This is a genomic window from Alloalcanivorax gelatiniphagus, assembly GCF_005938655.1.
GTDB lineage: Bacteria > Pseudomonadota > Gammaproteobacteria > Pseudomonadales > Alcanivoracaceae > Alloalcanivorax > Alloalcanivorax gelatiniphagus.
Genome location: NZ_VCQT01000035.1, coordinates 40,584 through 59,717, shown reverse-complemented (window position 1 = coordinate 59,717; position 19,134 = coordinate 40,584). Strand labels below are relative to the sequence as shown.

General features: G+C 68.1%; 15 protein-coding genes. 6 read left to right on the top strand and 9 right to left on the bottom strand.

The features are described 5' to 3' along the window. Positions 1 to 57 precede the first annotated feature (57 nt). Entirely contained in the window at positions 58 to 1,017 is a 960-nt protein-coding gene (locus FGS76_RS11315; RefSeq protein ID WP_138772754.1) for an MFS transporter, read from the bottom strand. A 236-nt stretch (positions 1,018 to 1,253) separates the two neighbouring features. On the opposite strand from FGS76_RS11315, the gene ilvD reads away from it, so the two are divergent. From ilvD to FGS76_RS11295, 4 genes are all read left to right on the top strand, one after another. Continuing rightward, positions 1,254 to 2,930, top strand: coding sequence for a dihydroxy-acid dehydratase (ilvD, locus tag FGS76_RS11310; protein ID WP_138772753.1), 1,677 nt, complete (start codon positions 1,254 to 1,256; stop codon positions 2,928 to 2,930). 106 nt (positions 2,931 to 3,036) lie between these two features. Beyond that, positions 3,037 to 3,558, top strand: coding sequence for a sigma-70 family RNA polymerase sigma factor (locus FGS76_RS11305; RefSeq protein ID WP_138772752.1), 522 nt, complete (start codon positions 3,037 to 3,039; stop codon positions 3,556 to 3,558). Continuing rightward, positions 3,555 to 4,520: a FecR domain-containing protein gene (locus tag FGS76_RS11300; RefSeq protein WP_138772751.1), complete on the top strand. Its 966-nt coding sequence runs from the start codon at positions 3,555 to 3,557 to the stop codon at positions 4,518 to 4,520. The genes FGS76_RS11305 and FGS76_RS11300 overlap by 4 nt, the downstream gene beginning before the upstream one ends. A 90-nt stretch (positions 4,521 to 4,610) precedes the next feature. Next, positions 4,611 to 7,001 carry a TonB-dependent receptor gene (locus tag FGS76_RS11295; RefSeq protein WP_138772750.1) on the top strand — a complete coding sequence of 797 codons (2,391 nt, stop codon included), beginning with the start codon at positions 4,611 to 4,613 and terminating at the stop codon, positions 6,999 to 7,001. 22 nt (positions 7,002 to 7,023) lie between these two features. Here the strand turns inward: FGS76_RS11295 and FGS76_RS11290 are convergent, their stop codons facing one another. Then, complete coding sequence (locus FGS76_RS11290) at positions 7,024 to 7,461, bottom strand: carboxymuconolactone decarboxylase family protein (RefSeq protein WP_138772749.1); 438 nt, start codon at positions 7,459 to 7,461, stop codon at positions 7,024 to 7,026. 112 nt (positions 7,462 to 7,573) lie between these two features. Here FGS76_RS11290 and pdxR point away from each other — a divergent pair, with 112 nt between their 5' ends. Together pdxR and FGS76_RS11280 are read left to right on the top strand one after the other, a co-directional pair. Next, positions 7,574 to 8,989 carry a MocR-like pyridoxine biosynthesis transcription factor PdxR gene (gene pdxR, locus FGS76_RS11285; protein WP_138772748.1) on the top strand — a complete coding sequence of 472 codons (1,416 nt, stop codon included), beginning with the start codon at positions 7,574 to 7,576 and terminating at the stop codon, positions 8,987 to 8,989. A 186-nt stretch (positions 8,990 to 9,175) separates the two neighbouring features. Further along, positions 9,176 to 11,395: a DUF6351 family protein gene (locus FGS76_RS11280; protein ID WP_138772747.1), complete on the top strand. Its 2,220-nt coding sequence runs from the start codon at positions 9,176 to 9,178 to the stop codon at positions 11,393 to 11,395. A gap of 18 nt (positions 11,396 to 11,413) precedes the next feature. Here FGS76_RS11280 and FGS76_RS11275 read toward each other — a convergent pair whose 3' ends face one another. The 7 genes from FGS76_RS11275 to FGS76_RS11245 form a co-directional block, all read right to left on the bottom strand. Beyond that, positions 11,414 to 11,653 (bottom strand): DUF5062 family protein, encoded by a 240-nt coding sequence (locus FGS76_RS11275; protein WP_138772746.1) that lies wholly within the window; start codon positions 11,651 to 11,653, stop codon positions 11,414 to 11,416. Continuing rightward, positions 11,650 to 12,780, bottom strand: coding sequence for a PQQ-dependent sugar dehydrogenase (locus FGS76_RS11270; RefSeq protein WP_138772745.1), 1,131 nt, complete (start codon positions 12,778 to 12,780; stop codon positions 11,650 to 11,652). The genes FGS76_RS11275 and FGS76_RS11270 overlap by 4 nt, the downstream gene beginning before the upstream one ends. Positions 12,781 to 12,851: 71 nt before the next feature. Beyond that, on the bottom strand, positions 12,852 to 13,511 hold the full coding sequence (locus FGS76_RS11265; RefSeq protein ID WP_138772744.1) for a glutathione S-transferase family protein: 660 nt from the start codon (positions 13,509 to 13,511) through the stop codon (positions 12,852 to 12,854). 31 nt (positions 13,512 to 13,542) lie between these two features. Further along, positions 13,543 to 14,343 (bottom strand): glucose 1-dehydrogenase, encoded by an 801-nt coding sequence (locus tag FGS76_RS11260; protein WP_138772743.1) that lies wholly within the window; start codon positions 14,341 to 14,343, stop codon positions 13,543 to 13,545. A gap of 49 nt (positions 14,344 to 14,392) precedes the next feature. Then, the gene (locus tag FGS76_RS11255; protein WP_138772742.1) at positions 14,393 to 15,313 is read right to left on the bottom strand and encodes a YihY/virulence factor BrkB family protein; all 921 of its coding nucleotides are present in this window, start codon (positions 15,311 to 15,313) and stop codon (positions 14,393 to 14,395) included. A gap of 82 nt (positions 15,314 to 15,395) precedes the next feature. After that, entirely contained in the window at positions 15,396 to 17,783 is a 2,388-nt protein-coding gene (locus FGS76_RS11250; RefSeq protein ID WP_138772741.1) for a glucose/quinate/shikimate family membrane-bound PQQ-dependent dehydrogenase, read from the bottom strand. 40 nt (positions 17,784 to 17,823) lie between these two features. Beyond that, positions 17,824 to 19,116: an NAD(P)/FAD-dependent oxidoreductase gene (locus FGS76_RS11245; protein WP_138772740.1), complete on the bottom strand. Its 1,293-nt coding sequence runs from the start codon at positions 19,114 to 19,116 to the stop codon at positions 17,824 to 17,826. Positions 19,117 to 19,134 lie beyond the last annotated feature (18 nt).

Here is a 19,134-nt window from a genome sequence, read left to right as displayed (position 1 = left end):
TGCGCCAACCGGTGTGGCATGGTCTTCTGTAGGAGCGGCTTCAGCCGCGATCAGGCCTCAACCGCGAACCGCGCCCTTCTCCACCCGCCGCCCGGCGAGAAAAATCAACAACCCGCCAATGGCCAGCGCCGCCCCGACCAGACCGGTGCTGGACCACACCGCGCCCTGGTCGATCACCAGCCCGGCCAGCCAGGCGCCCAGCGCGTTGGCCATATTGAAAGCAGCGTGATTCAACGAGGCGGCCATGGTCTGGGCATCGCCGGCCACGTCCATCAGCCGGGTCTGGATGGTCGGCCCCAGGGCCATGCTGGTGCCCACCAGCCCCACGAACAGCAGGCCGGCGCCGACCTGGTTGGCGGCGAAAAAGAACAGCACCTGAATCGCCGTGCACCACAGCAGAATAATCGGAATCGCCCGTACCAGGTTCCAGTCCGCCAGCCGCGCGCCGGCCAGGGTGCCGATGATGGTGCCGACCCCGAAGATCGCCAGCACCAGCGGGCCCAGGGACTCGGCCATGCCGGCCTGGCGGGTCAGGGTGGGCATCACATAGCTGAACACCGCGAACATGCCGCCGAAGCCGATGCTGGCGATGCCCAGGGTGAACAGCACCCGCTGGTTGACCAGCGCGCCCAGTTCCCGCACCGGGCTGGCGTCCGGGTCGGCGGCCACGAACGGCACGAACAGACGCACCATCAGCGCGGTGGTCACGGCGATGCCGCCCACCGCCGCGAACGCCACCGGCCAGCCGAACTCATTGCCGGCCCAGGTGCCCAGCGGCGCCCCCAGCAGGATCGCCACGGTCAGCCCCATCATCACCCGGCCCACCGCCCGGGCCCGCTGATTCAGAGGCACCGCGGCGGCGGCCACCAGGGCGGCCACGCCGAAGTAGGCGCCATGGGGCAGGCCGGCGATAAAGCGCAGCCCCACGAACGACCAGAACCCCGGCGCCAGGGCCAGTTCGGCGAGACGGGGGTGGGATGCGACGGAAGGGGTATCCGCGCGGGAAATGGAAGACATGCGCAAGCTCCGGACCGTGGATAACGGGGAGAAAAAGGAACAGGGCGGGTAAGCCCGAAAGCGGGCATTCTCGCAGAGCGCGGTGAACAAACGAAGTTGGTTTTGTCTATTGCCGGCATTGGCGCCACCGCCTCGGGTGCGGGACCGTGGGCGGCGTTTCGCCGGACTGGTATCCTGCCGGGTCAGCGCCCGCGCTCTACCCGGCGCGGACGCCCCGATGCACAAGGAGACTGACGATGAGCGATGATCCCCGCCGCCGCTATTCCGCCCCGGTGGTGGACGGCATCGGCAAGGCACCGAGCCGTTCCATGCTGCGCGCCACCGGCTTTACCGACGAGGATTTCAAAAAGCCCCAGGTCGGCATCGCTTCCACCTGGAGCCGGGTGACGCCCTGTAACATGCACATCGACGGCCTGGCGGACGAGGCCGGACGGGGCGCCGACGGCGCCGGTGGCAAGAGCGTGATCTTCAACACCATCACCGTGTCCGACGGCATCGCCAACGGCACCGAGGGCATGAAGTACTCGCTGGTGTCCCGGGAAGTGATCGCCGACTCCATCGAAACCGTGGCCGGCTGCGAAGGCTTCGACGGCCTGGTGGCCATCGGTGGCTGCGACAAGAACATGCCCGGCTGCATGATGGGGCTGGCGCGGCTTAACCGGCCCTCGGTGTTCGTCTACGGCGGCACCATCAAGCCGGGCAAGAACCACACCGACCTGATCTCCGTGTTCGAGGCAGTGGGCGCCCACGCCAAGGGCGACAAGTCGCTGATCGAAGTGAAGCAGGTGGAGGAAGAGGCGATCCCCGGCGCCGGCTCCTGCGGCGGCATGTACACCGCCAACACCATGGCCAGCGCCATCGAGGCCCTGGGCATGAGCCTGCCGGGCAGTTCCGCCCAGAACGCGGAGGACAACGACAAGCTGGAGGACTGCCGGGCCGCCGGCGCCGCCGTGCTGAATCTGCTCGACCGGGACATCAAGCCCCGTGACATCCTCACCCGGGAGGCGTTCGAGAACGCCATCACCGTGGTGATTGCCCTGGGCGGCTCCACCAACGCGGTGCTGCACCTGATCGCCATGGCCCACACCGTGGACGTGGAGCTGTCGCTGGACGATTTCACCCGCATCGGTAAAAAGGTCCCGGTGCTGGCGGACCTGCGACCCAGCGGCCGCTATGTGATGAGTGAACTGGTGGCCATCGGCGGCATCCAGCCGCTGATGAAGACCCTGCTCGACGCCGGCCTGCTGCATGGCGATTGCCTCACCGTCACCGGCAACACCCTGGCGGAAAACCTGCGCGACGTGGCCCCCTATCCGGTGGAGCAGGACATCATCCATGCCCTGGATAACCCGATCAAAAAGGACAGCCACCTGCGCATCCTCTACGGCAACCTGGCGCCCACCGGCGCGGTGGCCAAGATCACCGGCAAGGAAGGCACCTACTTCAAGGGCACCGCCCGGGTGTTCCACTCCGAGGAGGAAGCCACCGCCCGCATCATGGACGGCACCGTCACCGCCGGCGATGTGCTGGTGATCCGCTACGAAGGGCCCAAGGGCGGCCCGGGCATGCGCGAAATGCTCACCCCCACCTCGGCGATCATGGGCCGGGGGCTGGGCAACGACGTGGCGCTGATCACCGACGGCCGCTTCTCCGGCGGCAGCCACGGCTTCGTGGTCGGCCACCTGACCCCGGAAGCTCAGGAGGGCGGCCCCATCGCCCTGGTGGAAACCGGCGATGAAATCATCATCGACGCGGAAGCGGACACCATCACCCTGGGCGTGGACGACGCCGAACTGGAACGCCGCCGCGCCGCCTGGAGCGCGCCGGCACCGCGCTACACCCGTGGCGTGCTGGCCAAATACGCCAGGACCGTCAGCTCCGCCTCCCTGGGGGCGATCACCGACGGCGATTAGGGCGGCCGAAGACCCGGAGGCCGGCCGGTCTCCGGGCACCCGGGGCTGGCCTGTGGACCCATATAATGATAATAATTCCCATTATTGAATGATATTGGGGAAGGGGATGGCCATCGCCGAGGACAGTCCGGCAGCGGTCGAGGCGCGTATCGACCAGCTCTACAGTGCCCACGCGGGCTGGTTGCGCGGCTGGCTGCGCCGCCGGCTGGAGTGCGCCCACAGCGCCGAGGACCTCACCCAGGATACCTTTATCCGGCTGCTCACCGCCCGGGACCGCGGCGGCCTGGCGCTGCGCGAGCCGCGCGCCTACCTGAGCACGGTGGCCGGCCGCCTGCTGGTCAACCATTACCGGCGTCTTTCCCTGGAGCGCACCTACCGGGAGGCGCTGGCGTTAATGCCGGAGGAGCAGGCGCCGTCACCGGAATGGCGCCTGGATTTGCTGGAGACTCTGCAGGCGGTGGACGCCATGCTCGACCGCCTGCCCCGGGCGGTGCGAACCGCTTTTCTGATGGCCCAGCTTGAGGGGCTCACCTATGCCGTCATCGCCGACCATCTCGGGGTGAGCGAGCGCACCGTGAAACGTTACATGGCCCGGGCGTTGGAAGAATGCATTCTGTTGATGGAATGACGGACGACATACCGTTGGACCGCGCCGTGGCCCGGCAGGCGGCGCACTGGTTCCTGCGGTGGCGGGAGGACGATCTGGACGCGGGTGCCCGCGCCGAGCTGGCGCGCTGGCGGGCCAGCTCGCCGCGGCACGAGCAGGCCTGGCAGCGCGCCCTGAGGGTGGCGGAGACCTTCCAGGGTATTCCCGCGGACTTGGGGATGCGCACCCTGGATCGACGCCGGCGTGTGGATCGGCGCACCGCGCTGAAACATCTGGCCCTGTTGATTGGCGTGGCGCCGGCGGCCTATATGGCCGGCCGCGCTCTGCCGTTGGATGCCTGGCGCGCCACCCACCGCACCGGCGTCGGCGAACGCCGGGAGCTGGTGCTCAGTGACGGTACCCGTTTGAACCTGAACACCGACACCGCCCTGGACGTGCGTTTCGACGGCGCCCAGCGCCTGCTGCGTCTCCATCGGGGCGAGATTTTGGTGGCCAGCGGTGGCGACCCCGCCGACCGGCCCCTGAGGGTGCGCACCGACGAAGGCCTGATGCAGGCTCTGGGCACCCGTTTTCTGGTGCGCCGCACCGAGCCGGGGTTCTCTGAGTTGGCGGTGTTCGAGGGCGCGGTGGCGGTGCGGCCCGGGCAGAGCCCGGCGCCGGCCCCGGGGCGGGTGGTCGGCGCCGGCCAGGCCACCGGCTTCGATGATCAGGGGCTGGCGGCCAACTGGCCGGCGCTGGAAAGCCGCGCCGCCTGGACCCGGGGGCGCCTGGTGGCCGATGCCATGCCCCTGGCGCGCTTTCTGGCCGAGCTGGGCCGCTACCGGCACGGCGTGCTGCAGTGCGATTCGACGGTCGCCGACCTGCGCATCACCGGCACCTTCCAGCTTGATCGCACCGATCCGATTCTGGCGGCCTTGCCGGCCACCCTGCCGGTGACGGTGTCGTTCATGACGCCCTATTGGGTGCGCGTGGCTGCTCGCTGACGATCTTTTTCGCGAGGGCTGTCCCCTTTTCCGATCTCCCGTGTCCTTCCCGGTATAGACATTGAATTCACCGCATCAGGACACCGGACAATGATTTCCATGACCTTGTCGTTTCGTGCCTTAGGGCGGCCGCTGGCCGGCCTGCTGATCAGCGCTTTGTTTGCCCTTTCGGCGGCGGCCGCGCCCGCCGGCGAACAGGCTTTCGACATCCCCGCCGGGCCCTTGGCGCCGGCGCTGCACCGGTTCGCCGAGCGCGCCGGCATTACCCTCCAGGCCGATTCCGATTCGCTGGCCGACAAGTCCTCCCCGGGTCTGCATGGCCAGTACCGCGTGGCCGATGGGCTCAACCAGTTGCTGGCCGGCACCGGCCTGGCGGGCACCGTGGCCGGGCCGGATCTTTACGTGATCCAGCCGATCTCCGGCCAGCAGCTGGAGCGGGTGGAAGTGACCGGCGGCATCGGCGCTTCCCCGGCCATGGCCCTGCCGGTGCCCTACGGGGGCGGCCAGCTGGCCAGCGGCGGCCAGGTGGGCATGCTGGGCAACAAGGACTATATGGACGCGCCGGTGAACATCACCAGCTACACCCGCGAGACCATCGACAACCTGCAGGCGCGCACCGTGGCGGAGATGGTGCGCAACGATCCGTCGGTGCGCGGTGCCAGCGGCGCCGGCGGCATGCTGGATTCGTTCTTTATCCGTGGCTTCGCCATGAACGAGGGCAACTCCGGTGAAGTGTCCTATAACGGCGTCTACGGCGTGGCCCCCAACTATCGGGTGCTGACCGGTTACGCGGAGCGGGTGGAGGTGCTCAAGGGCCCGTCCACCCTGCTTAACGGGCTGTCGCCCAATGGCAGTGTGGGCGGCACCATCAACGTGGTGTCCAAGCGGGCACCGGCCAATGACCTGAACCGGGTCGAAGCCCAGTACACCCAGGACCAGCAGTTCGGTGGCAGCGTGGACCTGAGCCGCAGGGCCGGCGAGGACGACCGCTGGGGGCTGCGCTTCAACGCCGGCTACACCGACGGCGACACCCGCCTGGATCACCAGCAGCGGACTTCTCGCTACTCCGCCCTGGCGCTGGATTATCAGGGCGAGCGCCTGCGCGCCAGCCTGGACCTGCTGGCCCAGCGGGAAGATTACGACGCCCCGTCCCGGGAGTTGATGCTGGCCAGCGGCGTGCCGCTGCCCTCGGCGCCGGATGGCCGCCGCAACGTGACCCAGAAATGGGAATGGTCCCGGGTGGACGACCGCTCCCTGCTGTTCTCCACCGAGTACGACCTCAGTGAGCACCTGATGGTGTTCGCCAACCTGGGCGGCGGCGACAGCGAAGTGGACCGACTGTTCGGCTACCCGACCATCCAGAACGCCCAGGGCGATACCCGGGATTCCCCGTCCTACATGCTGTTCCGCAATCAGCGCCGCACCGCCGACGCCGGCCTGAGGGCCCTGTTCGACACCGCCGGCGTGGAGCATGAGGTCTCCGTTCAGGTCAGCGGTTACCGGGAGAAATACCGGCGCGGCGCGGTCTACGCCAGCTCGTCCTACGATTCCAATATCTATGATCCGGTGTCGCGGCCGGAGCTGAACGTGGCCCGGCCCGCTCATATCCCACGCATGTCCGAGTCCAAGCTGAAAGGTCTGGCCCTGGCCGATACCCTGTCGTTCCTGGACCGCCGCCTGCAGGTGACTCTGGGCGCCCGCCGGCAGGACATCGAGACCGACAACTTTAATGCCGCCCCCGGCAGCGACCACTACGACGAAGGCGACACCGCTTTGTTCGCCGGACTGATGGTCTCCCCCTGGAGCGGCGTGTCGCTCTACGGCAACTACACCGAGGGCCTGAGCCGGGGTGAGATCGCCCCGGCGGCGGCGGCCAACGCCGGCCAGGCCCTGGAACCCTATGTGGCCAAGCAATACGAAGCCGGCGTCAAGCTGGACCGGGGGGCTCTCGGCGCCACCCTGGATGTGTTCCAGATCACCAAGCCCTTCGGTGAGCTGAACGGCGCCGGTGTCTACCGGGCCGGCGGTGAGCAACGCAACCGGGGCCTGGAGGTAATGGTGTTTGGGGAGCTGGGCCAGCGGCTGCGGCTGATGACCGGGATGATGGTCATGGACGCCGAACTGACCCGGGCCAGGGACCCGTCGGTGAAAGGCAACAAGCCGGTGGGGGTGCCGGACTTCCAGGCCAACGCCACCGCGGAATGGGACCCGGCGGCGGTGCCCAACCTGACGCTGCTGGTGTCCGCCAACCATACCGGCGAGCAGTATCTTTCCAATAGCAATCAACAGCAGCTACCGTCATGGACCACCTGGGACCTGGGCGCCCGCTATCAGAGCCGGCTGGCGGGTACCCCGGTGACCTGGCGGCTGACCGTCCAGAATGTGGGCGACAAGGCCTACTGGGCCAGCGTCAACAGTTGGAGCATGCTGACGGTGGGCGCGCCGCGCACCGCGGTGCTGTCGGTGACCGCGGATTTCTAGGCGCGCCGCCGCCCCCCGGTGACTATTCCGGCTCGCGCCGGAAGCCGACGCCGAAGCGGTTCCAGGCATTGATCATGGCGATCAGATAGGTCAGGTCGGTGCGTTCTTTCTCGGTGAAGTGGGTGGCCAGCCGGTCGTACTCCTGGCTGTCATCCACCGGCTCGGCCAGCCGCGTGAGCCGCTCGGTCCAGGCCAGGGCGGCGCGCTCCCGGTCGCTGAACCAAGGCGCCTCGCGCCAGCCGGGCAGGGTGTCCAGCACCTCGTCGGGCACGCCGATCTTGCGCGCTTCGCCGGCGTGCATGTGCATGCAAAAGGCACAGCCGTTGATCTGCGAGGCGCGCAGTTCCACCAGATGCATCAGGCGCGGCTCCAGGCCGCTGGCGGCGTACACCTTCTGACAGCCGAACAGGTGCTTGATGGCGTCCGGTGAAGCTTTTTGGTAATCGAATCGGGCTTTCATGGGGCCTCCTTGAGGCGGTCGAGGAAGGGACCCGCTCAGGGTAGAATCGGATTGGTTCGATAACAGGATCCAATTTCGACCCTTTAACGGGACCAATCAGCGAGGCCGGACGGTGCAGATTCATCTTTCCCTGGACGGGGCCGGCGGCCTCGGCCAGCGGCTTTACGAGGCCCTGCGCCGGGCCCTGCTGGACGGGCAGGTGGCCCCGGGCGAACGGCTGCCGCCCAGCCGGGTGCTGGCGGCGGAACTGGGCCTGTCCCGGCGGCTGGTGGTGGAGGCCTACGAGCGCCTGGCGGCGGAGGGATTTCTGGGCGCCACAACGGGCCGGGGCACCTTCGTGCTGCGGGTGCCACCGCCGCCGCAACAGACGTTGCGGCAGGCCGGGCCCGGCCCCGGCGCGCACTGGCGGTCGCCGCCGGCCTGGGCCGGCCGGCTGGCGCCGGGCCGGCACAACTTTCCCGGTGGCGTTACCGACCGGGCGCTGTTGCCCTGGGCGGCCTGGCGCCGGGCGATGATGGCGGCCCTGCGTGAGACCTCCCGGGACATCGGCTTCTATGGCGACCCGCAGGGAGAGGCGTCGCTGCGCCTGGCCATCGCCCGCTACCTGGGCTACAGCCGTGGGCTGGCCTGTGACGGCGACGCCCTGTTGATCACCCAGGGCGCCCAACAGGGCCTGGACCTGCTGGCGCGGGTACGTGTCGCCCCCGGCGACACGGTGGCGATGGAAGAGCCGGGCTACCCGCCGGCGCGGGCGGTGTTCGAGGCCCGGGGCGCCCGGGTGGTGCCGGTGCCGGTGGACCAGCAGGGCCTGTGCGTGGATGAGCTGCCGGCGTCGGCCAGCCTGGTCTATGTGACGCCCTCCCACCAGTTTCCCCTGGGCATGCCGATGAGCCTGGAACGGCGGCTGGCGCTGCTGGCGTTCGCCCGGCGCCACGACGCCCTGGTGGTGGAGGACGACTATGACGGTGAGTTCCGCTTCCAGGGCCGCCCCCTGGACGCCTTGAAAAGCCTGGACCGGGACGGCCGGGTGGCCTACCTGGGCTCGTTCTCCAAGGTGCTGCACGCGGACCTGCGGCTCGGTTATCTGCTGATGCCGCCGGGGCTGGCCACGGCGCTGACCCGGGCGCGGGCCTTCAACGATGGCTACCCGCCGCTGGTCACCCAACGGGCGCTGGCCAGGCTGATGATCGGCGGTGATTTCGCCCGCCACCTGCGGCGCATGCAGCGCCTGTATGCGGCCCGGCGCACGCGCCTGGAGAAAGCGCTGGCGGAGTATCCGCGCCTGTGGACGCCGTTGCCCCAGGTGGCCGGCATCCATATGGCGCTGCGCTTCACGGCGCCGGTGCCCGATCTGGCGGCGCGGCTGGACGCCGCCGATGTGCGCGCCAATCCGCTGGCGCCGTTCCATGCCGGCGACCCCGGGCTGGACGGCTTGCTACTGGGGTTCGGGGTGATCGACGGCGACGCCATCGACCGGGGCGTGGCCGCCCTGGCGGAGGTGGTGGGGGGCGCGGCGGCGCCCCGCTGACCCCGCCGCCGCTGGTTGTCTCACTCCGTGGGTTGCCGACCACTGTTCCAACGCTTTTCCCTGATCTGTGCCTGTCTGGCCCGCTTTGATCGGCCTAGCCTCTGGCTGACGGTTTCGGTGAGCGCATCGTGCGGGTTCGTCCCCGGTGCCCGGCCATGATGTATGACAACAATTCAAAGAGGCACCATGAATATAAAAAATGAAAGGGATGAGCGCTCGGCAAACGGGCTCAAGGGCGCCGTGGTCGCCACGCTGGGCATGTTGTTGCTGGCCTGTGGCGGTGACGGTGGTCACCATGACGACGGTGAGCAAACCCGGGCCCTGAGCCTGTCGGTGGTGTCCAGCGACGCGGCCCGGGTGACCGGCGGCGACATGCGCGTGCGGCTGCATGCGGATGAGGCGCTGAAGCCGGCGGTGCGGGTGCGGGTGGATGGCGCGGAGCTACCGGAAAGCCCGGATATGGAAGTGCGCGACGGCGATCTGTCCGGTGTTATCTCCGGCCTGCCACTGGGCCCCAGCCGGGTGGAGGTGGAGGCGACCACGATGAAGGGCGAGACCCTGAGTGCGTCGCTGCAGGTGGTCAATCATCCCGCCGCCGGCCCGGTGTTCTCCGGGCCGCACCTGATGCCGTTTGAATGCCGCACGGTGGACTCCGACCTGGGCGCGCCGCTGGACACGGACTGCTCGGTGGAACGGCGGCTGGACTACTTCTACTTCAATCAGGCCGGGGAGCGCCAGGTGCTGGCCGACCCCTATGGCCCGCGCCCGTCGGATCTGGCCACTACCACCACGCTAGGCGGCGACACCGTTCCCTACATCGTGCGGGTGGAATCCGGCACCGTGAACCGTTCCATATATCGCATCGCGGTGCTGGAAGATCCTCAGGTGGAGGGCACCTGGAACGACAGCGGCTGGAATGGCCGGCTGGTGTTCCGCCTGGGTGAGTCCACCGGCGCGCAATACAACCAGGGCGATAACGATTTCGGCGATGTGTTCAAGGACAGCGGCGCCAACCACGCCATCGCCAGCGGCTACGGCTACATCATCTCCACGCTCAATGTGAACAAGGTCAACGTCAACGACGTGGTCGCCGCCGAGACCATGATGATGGTCAAGGAGCGCTTTATCGAAGGGTACGGCGTGCCCATGTGGATGGTCGGCATGGGCGGTTCCGGCGGTGCCATTCAGCAAATGCTGATCGCCCAGAACTACCCCGGCCTGTTGGATGGTGTGATGCCCAATGCCGCCTTCCCGGATGTGTTCGGCACCGCCCAGGCGGTTTCCGATTGCCGGCTGCTGAATCGCTATTTCACCGCCCACCCGGCGGACGACGCCACCCGCCAGGCGTTTGAAGGTCATCTGCCCGGCACCTGCAGAAACTGGGACTTCGGCAATGGCGACGCCATCGTGGTCGACAGCGGTTCGGTGTCGCCGGCCTGTGGCCTGCGCAACGCCAGCCTGGTTTATGACCCGGTCACCAACCCGGGCGGCGTGCGCTGCTCCCTGTACGACATCAATATCAATACCTTGGGCACCGATCCGGACACCGGCATCGTGCGGCGTCCGCTGGACAACGTGGGCATTCAGTACGGCCTGCAGGCGCTGCGCGCCGGCGACATTTCCGTGGACGAGTTTCTCGATGTGAACGCGGGCGTGGGCGGTTTTGACGCCGACGGCAAGCTGGCCGCCGAGCGTACCGTGGCCGACCCGCGGGCCCTGGCGCTCGCCTATGGGCGCGGCCGGGTGGGCACCGGCGGTGGTGGCCTGGCCACGGTGCCGATCTTTCACCTCCGCTTCTACGCCGAGCCCGGCGCCGATATTCATACCATCTACAACGACATCCAGATCCGCGAAAAACTGATCCGCGAGAACGGCAACGCCGACAATCAGGTGGTCTGGCTGTTCCCCCGACCGGAGCTGGCGATGCTGCTGAACCTGGGGGAAGACCAGCAGGAAGCGTTGGCCGAGCTGGCCGAACAGGTTTCCCTGCGGCAGTTCGAGCTGATGAGCCAATGGCTGGATGACCTGGTCGCCGATCCGGCGCCGCTCAGCGCCGCCAAGGTGGTGGACCACAAGCCCACCACGGCGACCGATGCCTGCTGGCGGGTGGACAACGGTGAGCGCGTCAACGAAGTGGCCACCTTCGATGAGGCCGGGGTCTGCAACAGCCTTTATCCGAAGACGCCGACGCCGAGAATCGCCGCCGGTGGTCCGGTGGCCGACGACATCCTCAAGTGCGAACTGCGGCCCACCGACGATTTCGACTACGGCAATGTGTTCTTCACTGGCGGTCAGTGGGACCGTCTTAACGCGATCTTCCCCAACGGGGTCTGTGATTACAGCCGCAAGGGTGTTGAGCAGCGTTCCCTGGAAGGCACCTGGCTGGATTACTCGGCGCGGGACTAACGCCACCCCGCCCGGCGGTCAGGGCTTCTGCTTCGAAGCCCAGATCGCCAGCTTGTGCTGCATGGATTGCTGCGACACCTGATCCTCCGGCAACGGTTGGATCAGCTTGTCGTGCACCAGCAGCCGGTAAATGTATTCCACTTTTTCGGCGGCGGAATCGGTGGCTTCGAACTCCACCACGCCGCGCTTCTCGCCATACTCCATGCCCATGGTGATGGCTTTCTTGACCAGTTCCTTCTCGTTTTTCAGTTTCTTCATGACGGTGGCTCCACGCGCAGCAGCTTGCCGTCCGGCGCGTCGGTGAGTAGATAGAGGTAGCCGTCCGGGCCCTGGCGCACGTCGCGGAGGCGCTCGCCCCGGTCGGTCAGGTAGCGCAGTTCCTCCACCGCCTCGGTGCCGTCGAAGCGCACCCGGTTCAGGTGGGTAAGTTTCAAGGCGCCGGACAGCACGTCGCCACGCCAGTCCGGGTAGCGCTGGCTGGTCACGAACACCATGCCCGAGGGGGCGATGGACGGGGTCCAGTAGTGCAGCGGCTGGGCGTAGCCGTCTTTCTTTTCCTGGCCGATGGACGGCCCATAGTACTCGCGGCCGTAGGTGATCACCGGCCAGCCGTAGTTGACGCCGGCTTCCACGCGGTTGATCTCGTCGCCGCCCCGGGGGCCGTGCTCGTTGAGCCAGGGCTCGCCGCTGTCCGGGTGCAGGGCCAGGCCCTGGGGATTGCGATGGCCCCAGCTCCAGATCTCCGGCTGGGCATTGGCGTCGCCCACCAGGGGATTGTCCTCCGGCACCCGGCCGTCGTCGTGCAGCCGCAGAACGCTGCCGCCGTGGTCGCCGGTGTCCTGGGCGCGGTCCCGTTCGCCGCGATCGCCCACGGTCAGGAACAGATAGCCGTCGTCGTCGATGACGATGCGCCCGCCGAAATGCTTTGCGGTATCGGTGCAGGCGCTTTCCGCCACGAACAGATCCTGGAAGTCCACCAGTTCACCGTCGCGGTACACGCCACGGCCCACCGCCGTGGTGGCGCCGCCGTCGCCGCAGGCCTTGGCGTAGCTCAGGTAGAGTTGATGGTTGTCGGCGAAATCCGGGTGGGGCAGCACGTCGAACAGGCCACCCTGGCCCTTGGCCACCACCGCCGGCACGCCGCTCACCGGTGTGTCCCGCAATTGACCCTGGACCACCCGGCGCAGGGCGCCGCCGCGTTCGCTGATCAGCCATTCGCTGTCGGACAGCATCGCCAGCGACCAGGGCTGGTCCAGCCCCTCCACCACCGGCGTGGCGCTGAGGTTGTCGCGTTCCTCGGGGGTCAGCGGGGCGTCCGCCCCGGCGCAGCCGGCCATCAGGACGGCGGACAGGGCCAGGGAGGGGGAACGGAAGCGGGGCGACATGGCGGACTCCGAAAGCTGAAGAAACAGCCATTGAGCATGCCACGCCGCCCAGGTGCCGTGAAGGCGGCGGTCTATTTACCGCCGCGGGCGTATTTGAGGAATTTCGCCATGGCGGCGTCCCGGTCGGCGGCCACCTGTTTGGCACTGTCACGCTCGTTGAGACGTTGCAGCAGCTCGGCGCTGCCCGGGGCCTCGGCCAGCAGGTCCAGGCCGAACAGCTTGCCGGCCACCGCCTGGGCCAGGTCGGCGCTGTACAGGAACATCACGTCCGCCGCGCTCAACTGGTCGCCGGCCAGGTAAGGGGAGAAATCCGCCGAGCGGCGCAGGGCGTGGATGCCCTTGAGCAGGGCTTCCCGGGCCTGGGTCTTGGTCTCGTCGCTGACCTGGCCGCCGAAGAACACCTCCGCATAGCAGCGCCGTGCCGGCAGCTCCAGATACAGCTCCACCATTTTGGCCAACTGTTTGACGCGGGCGCGCTGGAACGGCTCCGCCGGATACAGGGCCGGGCCCTGGCCCAGGTCGTCCAGGTATTCAAGGATCACGCTGGCCTCGGACAGATAGCCCTGTTCGGTTTGCAGCGCCGGCACCTTACCCATGGGGCTCAGCGCCAGTACCGGCTCTTCCTGGGCCGGGTAAAGGGTGGCCTGCTCAAAGGGGATGCCCTTTTCCAGCAGGGCGAATTTGACCATGTTCACGTAGTTGCTGGCGTCGAAGCCGTGCAGTGTCAGCATTGAAAACTCTCCCGATAAAAAAACAAAAAACTCAAAGGGCGGTGAGACCGCCATCCACGGCCAGCTGGTGGCCGGTGACGAAGGACGAGGCGTCGGACAGCAGCCAGCGCACCGCCTGGGCCACTTCGGAGGCTTCCCCGACCCGCCCCAGGGGATGCATGGCGGCATGGAACTGGCGCTGCTTTTCCTCGCTGGCGTAGCCGGCGCGGGCGGCCTGCTCAATGGCACGTTCCATCATGGCGGTGCGGATGATGCCCGGGCACACGGTGTTGACGCGGATGTTCTGGCGGGCGTACTCGGCGGCCACGCTCTTGGTCATGCCCACCACCGCGTGCTTGCTGCCGGCGTAGGCGGCCCGGCGCGGCGCGCCCACCAAGCCGGCCACCGAGGCGGTGTTGACGATGCTGCCACCGTGGGCGGCCATGGCGGCGGTCTGGTGCTTCATGCACAGCCACACGCCCTTCACGTTGATGGCCATCACCCGGTCGAACAGGACTTCGTCCACCTCCGCCACCTTGTCGTTTTCTTCCTCGATGCCGGCGTTGTTGAAGGCGCCGTCCAGGCGGCCATAGGCGTCCAGGGTGGCCGCCACCGCGTCGCGCACCTGGGCATCGCGGGTCACGTCCATGGCACAGGCGCGGGCCTCGGCGCCGGTGGCGCGCAGGGTCTCGGCGGCGTACTCGGCGGCGGCCGGGTCGATATCGGCGAGCATCAGCCGGGCCCCTTCGGCGGCCAGCAGCTCGGCGGTGGCGCGGCCGATACCGGCGCCGGCACCGGTGATCAGAATGACCCGGTCTTTCAGGGACGTGTCCCCCGGGGCTGGTGGATTCATCTGGCTCTCCCTTTGGTTGTTATGAAATGCGGTTATCAAAGGCGGCGGCTCAGAATTGCTCGCCGTGTTTGTCCTCCAGCACCCGCCGCTGCACGCGCACGGCCACGGAGCTGGGCCGGATATGGACACCGTTGGCCTCGGTCCAGGCGCGGGTGAGGGCGGCGCCGAACAACAGAATCAGGGACGAGTAGTACACCCACAGCAGCAACAGCACCAGCGAGCCGGCGGCGCCATAGGTGGAAGCGGTGGCGGTGTGCGACAGATAGAAGGCGATCAGAAAGCGCCCGAAGATAAACAGCAGGGCGGTGATCAGCGCGCCCAGGCGCACGTCCCGCCAGCGCAGCACCGCGTCCGGCAGTACCTTGAAGATGGTGGCGAACAGGGCGGTGACCACCGCCACCGACACCAGGGTTTCCACCGCCACCACCAGGCCGCCGGGGATCGGCAGCCAGTCCCGGGCGAACACCATCAGGGTCTGCACCAGCACGCTCAGAAACAGGGACACCAGCAGCACGAAGCCGATGGACAGCACCACGGTGAGCGACAGCAGCCGGCTTTTCAGCAGCGCCAGGAAGGTATTGCGTGACGGCTTGGGGGCGATGTCCCAGATATTGTTCAGCGAGCGCTGCATCTGACCGAACACGGTGGTGGCGCCCAGCAGCATGGCGCCGATGCCCACCAGGGTGGGCAGGATGCCGCTGTCGTCCAGGCGGCTGCGTTCCACCGCCTCGCGCACCGTCTGTGCCGCTTCCGGGCCCACCGTATCGTTCAATTGCGCCATGATCTGCGCCATGGCCGCGTCGGTGCTCATCACCAGGCCGATCACCTGCACCGCCAGAATCACCACCGGGGCGATGGAGAACAGGGTGAAAAACGCCAGCGCCCCGGCGTAGCTGATGGCGTTGGCGTCCAGCCAGTAGCGCACCGCGTCCCTGAGCAGGTGATAGGCGCGCAGCAGAATGTGCTTCATAACCAGCGTCCGTCTCGAAGAATCATCGAGTGTAGGGCCTGGCCCTCGCCCTGGCCATTGCCGGGGCCCGGCGTCCGCCGGGTTACTGTTCCAGGCCGTAGACGATGATGGCGTCGCCGGCCCGGGTGCCCAGGGAGCCGTGGCCGCCGGCCACCACCAGCAGCCGCTGGCGGCCCTGGGAATCGCTGTAGGTCATGGGCGTGGCCTGGCCACCGGCGGGCAGCCGGTCCTGCCACAGGGTTTCGCCGCTGGTCAGGTCGTAGGCGCGCACGGTGTTGTCCAGGCTGCCGCTCATGAACGCCACGCCGCCGGCGGTGATGATCGGGCCGCCCAGGTCCGGCACGCCCATCTCGAACGGCAGCGGCACCGGCGCCAGGTCGCGCACGTTGCCGTTGCGGTGTTGCCAGACCACCTCGCCACTGACCAGATCCAGGCCGGCCACATAGCCCCAGGGTGGCTGCTGGCAGGGCAGCCCCAGCGGCGACAGGAACGGCTTCAGGGTCACCGCGTAGGGCGCGCCATGGTTTTCACCGAGCCCGGGCTTGCCGTCGGACACATAGTTGGTGGTGGCGTCGTCCCGGGGCACCAGGGTGGACACGAACGCCAGATAGGAGGGGGAGGCGAAGGCCACCTGGCGGCGCGGGTCCAGCGCCAGACCGCCCCAGTTGAACACCCCGAAGTTGCCCGGGTAGATCAGGCTGCCACGCTCCGAGGGCGGGGTGTAGCGGCCCTGGTAATGGAGGCGGTGGTACTGGATGCGGCAGGCCAGCTGGTCGAACAGGGTGGCGCCCCACATATCGCGGCCGCGCAGCGGCGGCGGCTCCAGGCTCAGCGTCGAGGCGGGCTGGCTGGCCGCCACGGTCTGGTAGCCCAGGCTGGCGGGGGCCGGCCGTTCCTTCACCGGCAGCAGCGGTTCGCCGGTGCGCCGGTCCAGCACATAGATGTCGCCCTGCTTGGTGGGCGCCACCAGCGCCGGCACCGTGCCGTCCCCCATGGTCAGGTCGATCAGGCCGGGCTGGGCCGGCACGTCCATATCCCAGAGATCGTTGTGCACGGTCTGGAACACCCAGCGTACCTGGCCGGTGGCCAGTTCCAGGGCGACGATGGAGGAGGAAAAGCGGGCGGCGGCCGGGTTGCGGTCCTCGCCCCATTGGTCTGGCACTTGATTACCCATGGGCACAAAGACCAGCCCCAGCTCCTCGTCCACGCTGGACACCGACCAGCTGTTCGGGGTGCTGGCGCTGTAGGTTTCGCCCTCGGCGATGGGCGCGGTCTGCTCCGGATTGCCCGGGTCCCAGTTCCACAGCAGCTCGCCGCTGTCCACGTCGTAGGCGCGGATCACCCCGGAGGGCTCGGTGGTGGAGACGTTGTCGTTCACCGCGCCGCCGACGATCACCCGGTCCTCGGTGACCACCGGCGGCGAGGTGGAATAATAGAAGCCGTCCTGGCGATGGGGCATGTTGGCCCACAGGTCCACCGCGCCGTGGTCGCCGAACTGGCGGCACCGCCGGCCGTCGTCCGGGTCCAGGGCGATCAGGCGCCCGTCGGCGGTGGGCAGGAACAGGCGCCGGCGGCAGCGGCGATCCTCGGCGCTGGGCGGCGGCTCGTCCAGGCCGGCGCCGGACGCCGCCAGGGCGCTTTCGCCGTCGTTCTCCAGGGCGTCGTCGGCGCGGTGCCCGGGGAAGTAGGACAGCCCACGGCAGGTCTGGTGCTGGCGGCTGATGTCGCGGTCGATTTCCGGGTCGTACTTCCAGCGCTCCTTGCCGGTGTCCGCGTCCAGGGCGATCACCCGGTGGTGCGGGGTACACAGATACAGGGTGTCGTCCACCTTCAGCGGGGTGACTTCATAGGTGGTTTCGGTGGGGTCGCCGTCGCCGCGCAGGTCGCCGGTGTGATAGGTCCACAGCTTGCGGAGCTGGCTGGCGTTGTCCGGCGTGATCCGGTCCAGGGGCGAGTAACGCTGGCCCTGGGCGGTGCGGCCATAGGCGTGCCAGTCGCCGTCTTCCATGTCGCTGGCCGGTGCCGGGGCGCGGGGGCCGGGCAGCGCGCCTTGCAGGTCGTGGGGGTCGCGCTGCCAGCACAGCAGCGCCAGGGCGGCGGCCAACACCACGGTGCCCGCCAGCGGGCCGGCGGTGAGGGTCCAGGGCTGGCCACCGGTGCCGTTCAGGCCCCGGTTGATGAACGGCAGCAGCAGCCACAGGCCGATGGCCAGGATCACCGCGCCCCGGGGTACCAGGGCCCAGAAGTCCAGGCCCACTTCCCACACCGACCAGGCGCCGGTGGCGAGCAGCAGCAGGGCGTAGATCCACAGCGCCCCGGGGCGCCGTGCCACCATCAGCGCGCCGGTGAGCAGAAAGCCCAGCCCCGCCGGCACATAGTAGGCGCTGCCGCCCAGCCACAGCAGCCAGGCGCCGCCGGCCCCCACCACCAGTCCGATAATGATCAACAGCCAGCCGGTGAACACGGCCATGGGGTCCCTCCCAGCGGTGAATAAAGGTGTGGAGTCTGGTTCAGTGCAGCTTCAGACGCGGCCGTACCAGTTTGCTGAACCGGCCCGCCGCCAGCAGCAGCAGGGTGCGCGGCCAGCCGTACAGAGCGGCCTGGTGCATGCGGTAGAGGCTGACGTACATGATCCGCGCCAGCCAGCCTTCGACGAAGAAGTTACCGCCTTTCAGGTTGCCCATCAGCATGCCCACGGAGCTGTAGTTGGACAGCGACACCAGGGAGCCGTGGTCGCGGTACTCGAACGGTTTCGGGTCCCGGTTCATCAGCAGCCGCTGCAGGTTCTTGGCGGTGTGATGGGCCATCTGCTGGGCGGACTGGGCGCGGGGCGGAATCGGTTTGTCGGCGCCTTCCGGTTTCAAGAAGGCGCAGTCGCCGATCACGAACACCCGGTCATTGCCCTTGGCCAGCAAGGTGGGTTCCACCTCGATCTGATTGATCTTGTTGACCTGGATGCCTTCCAGCTTGCCAAGAAACTCCGGTGCCTTGACGCCGGCGGCCCATACCATCAGATCCGCGTCGATGGTCTCGTCGTCCTTGGTGACCAGGGCATGCTCGGTAGCCTTGGCCACCATCACGCCGGTGCGCACCGACACACCCAGGCTTTCCAGGCGTTCCTGGGCGGCGGCGGAGACCCGCTCGGAGAGCGCCGGCAGGATGCGCGGCAGGGCCTCCACCACGGTGACCTTGAGCTGCTTGCGGTCCAGGTGCTCGTGGCCGTAGAGCTTGAGCATGGCCACCGCATGGTGAATTTCCGCCGCCAGTTCCACGCCGGTGGCGCCGCCGCCGACGATCGCCACGGACACCGGATCGTTGCGGTAGTTGGCCTGCAGGCAGGTGTTCATGAAGTGCTCGCGGAACCGTTCCGCCTGGGTGCGGGTGTCCATGAACAGGCAGTGGTCGCGCACCCCGGGGGTGCCGAAATCGTTGCTCTGGGAGCCCACCGCGATGACCAGGTAATCGTAGGCCAGGTCCCGCTCCGGCAGCACCTGCTCGCCTTCCTGGTCGGTGATCGGCGCCAGGGTGATGGTGCGTGCCTGCTGGTTCAGGCGGATCATGCAGCCCGGTTCGAAACGGTAATGATTGAGGCGTGCGTGGGCGCGGTAATCCACCGCGTCCAGGTCGGCGTCGATGGCGCCGGTGGCCACTTCATGGAAGCGTGGCTTCCAAACGTGCACGCTGCTGGTGTCCACCAGGGTGATGTCGGCGCGGTCGTACTTGCCGAGCTTGCGCCCCAGTTGGGTGACCAGCGGCAGGCCGCCGGCGCCGCCGCCGACCACGACTATCTTGGGTTTGCTCATCAACGGACTCCTTGCGTC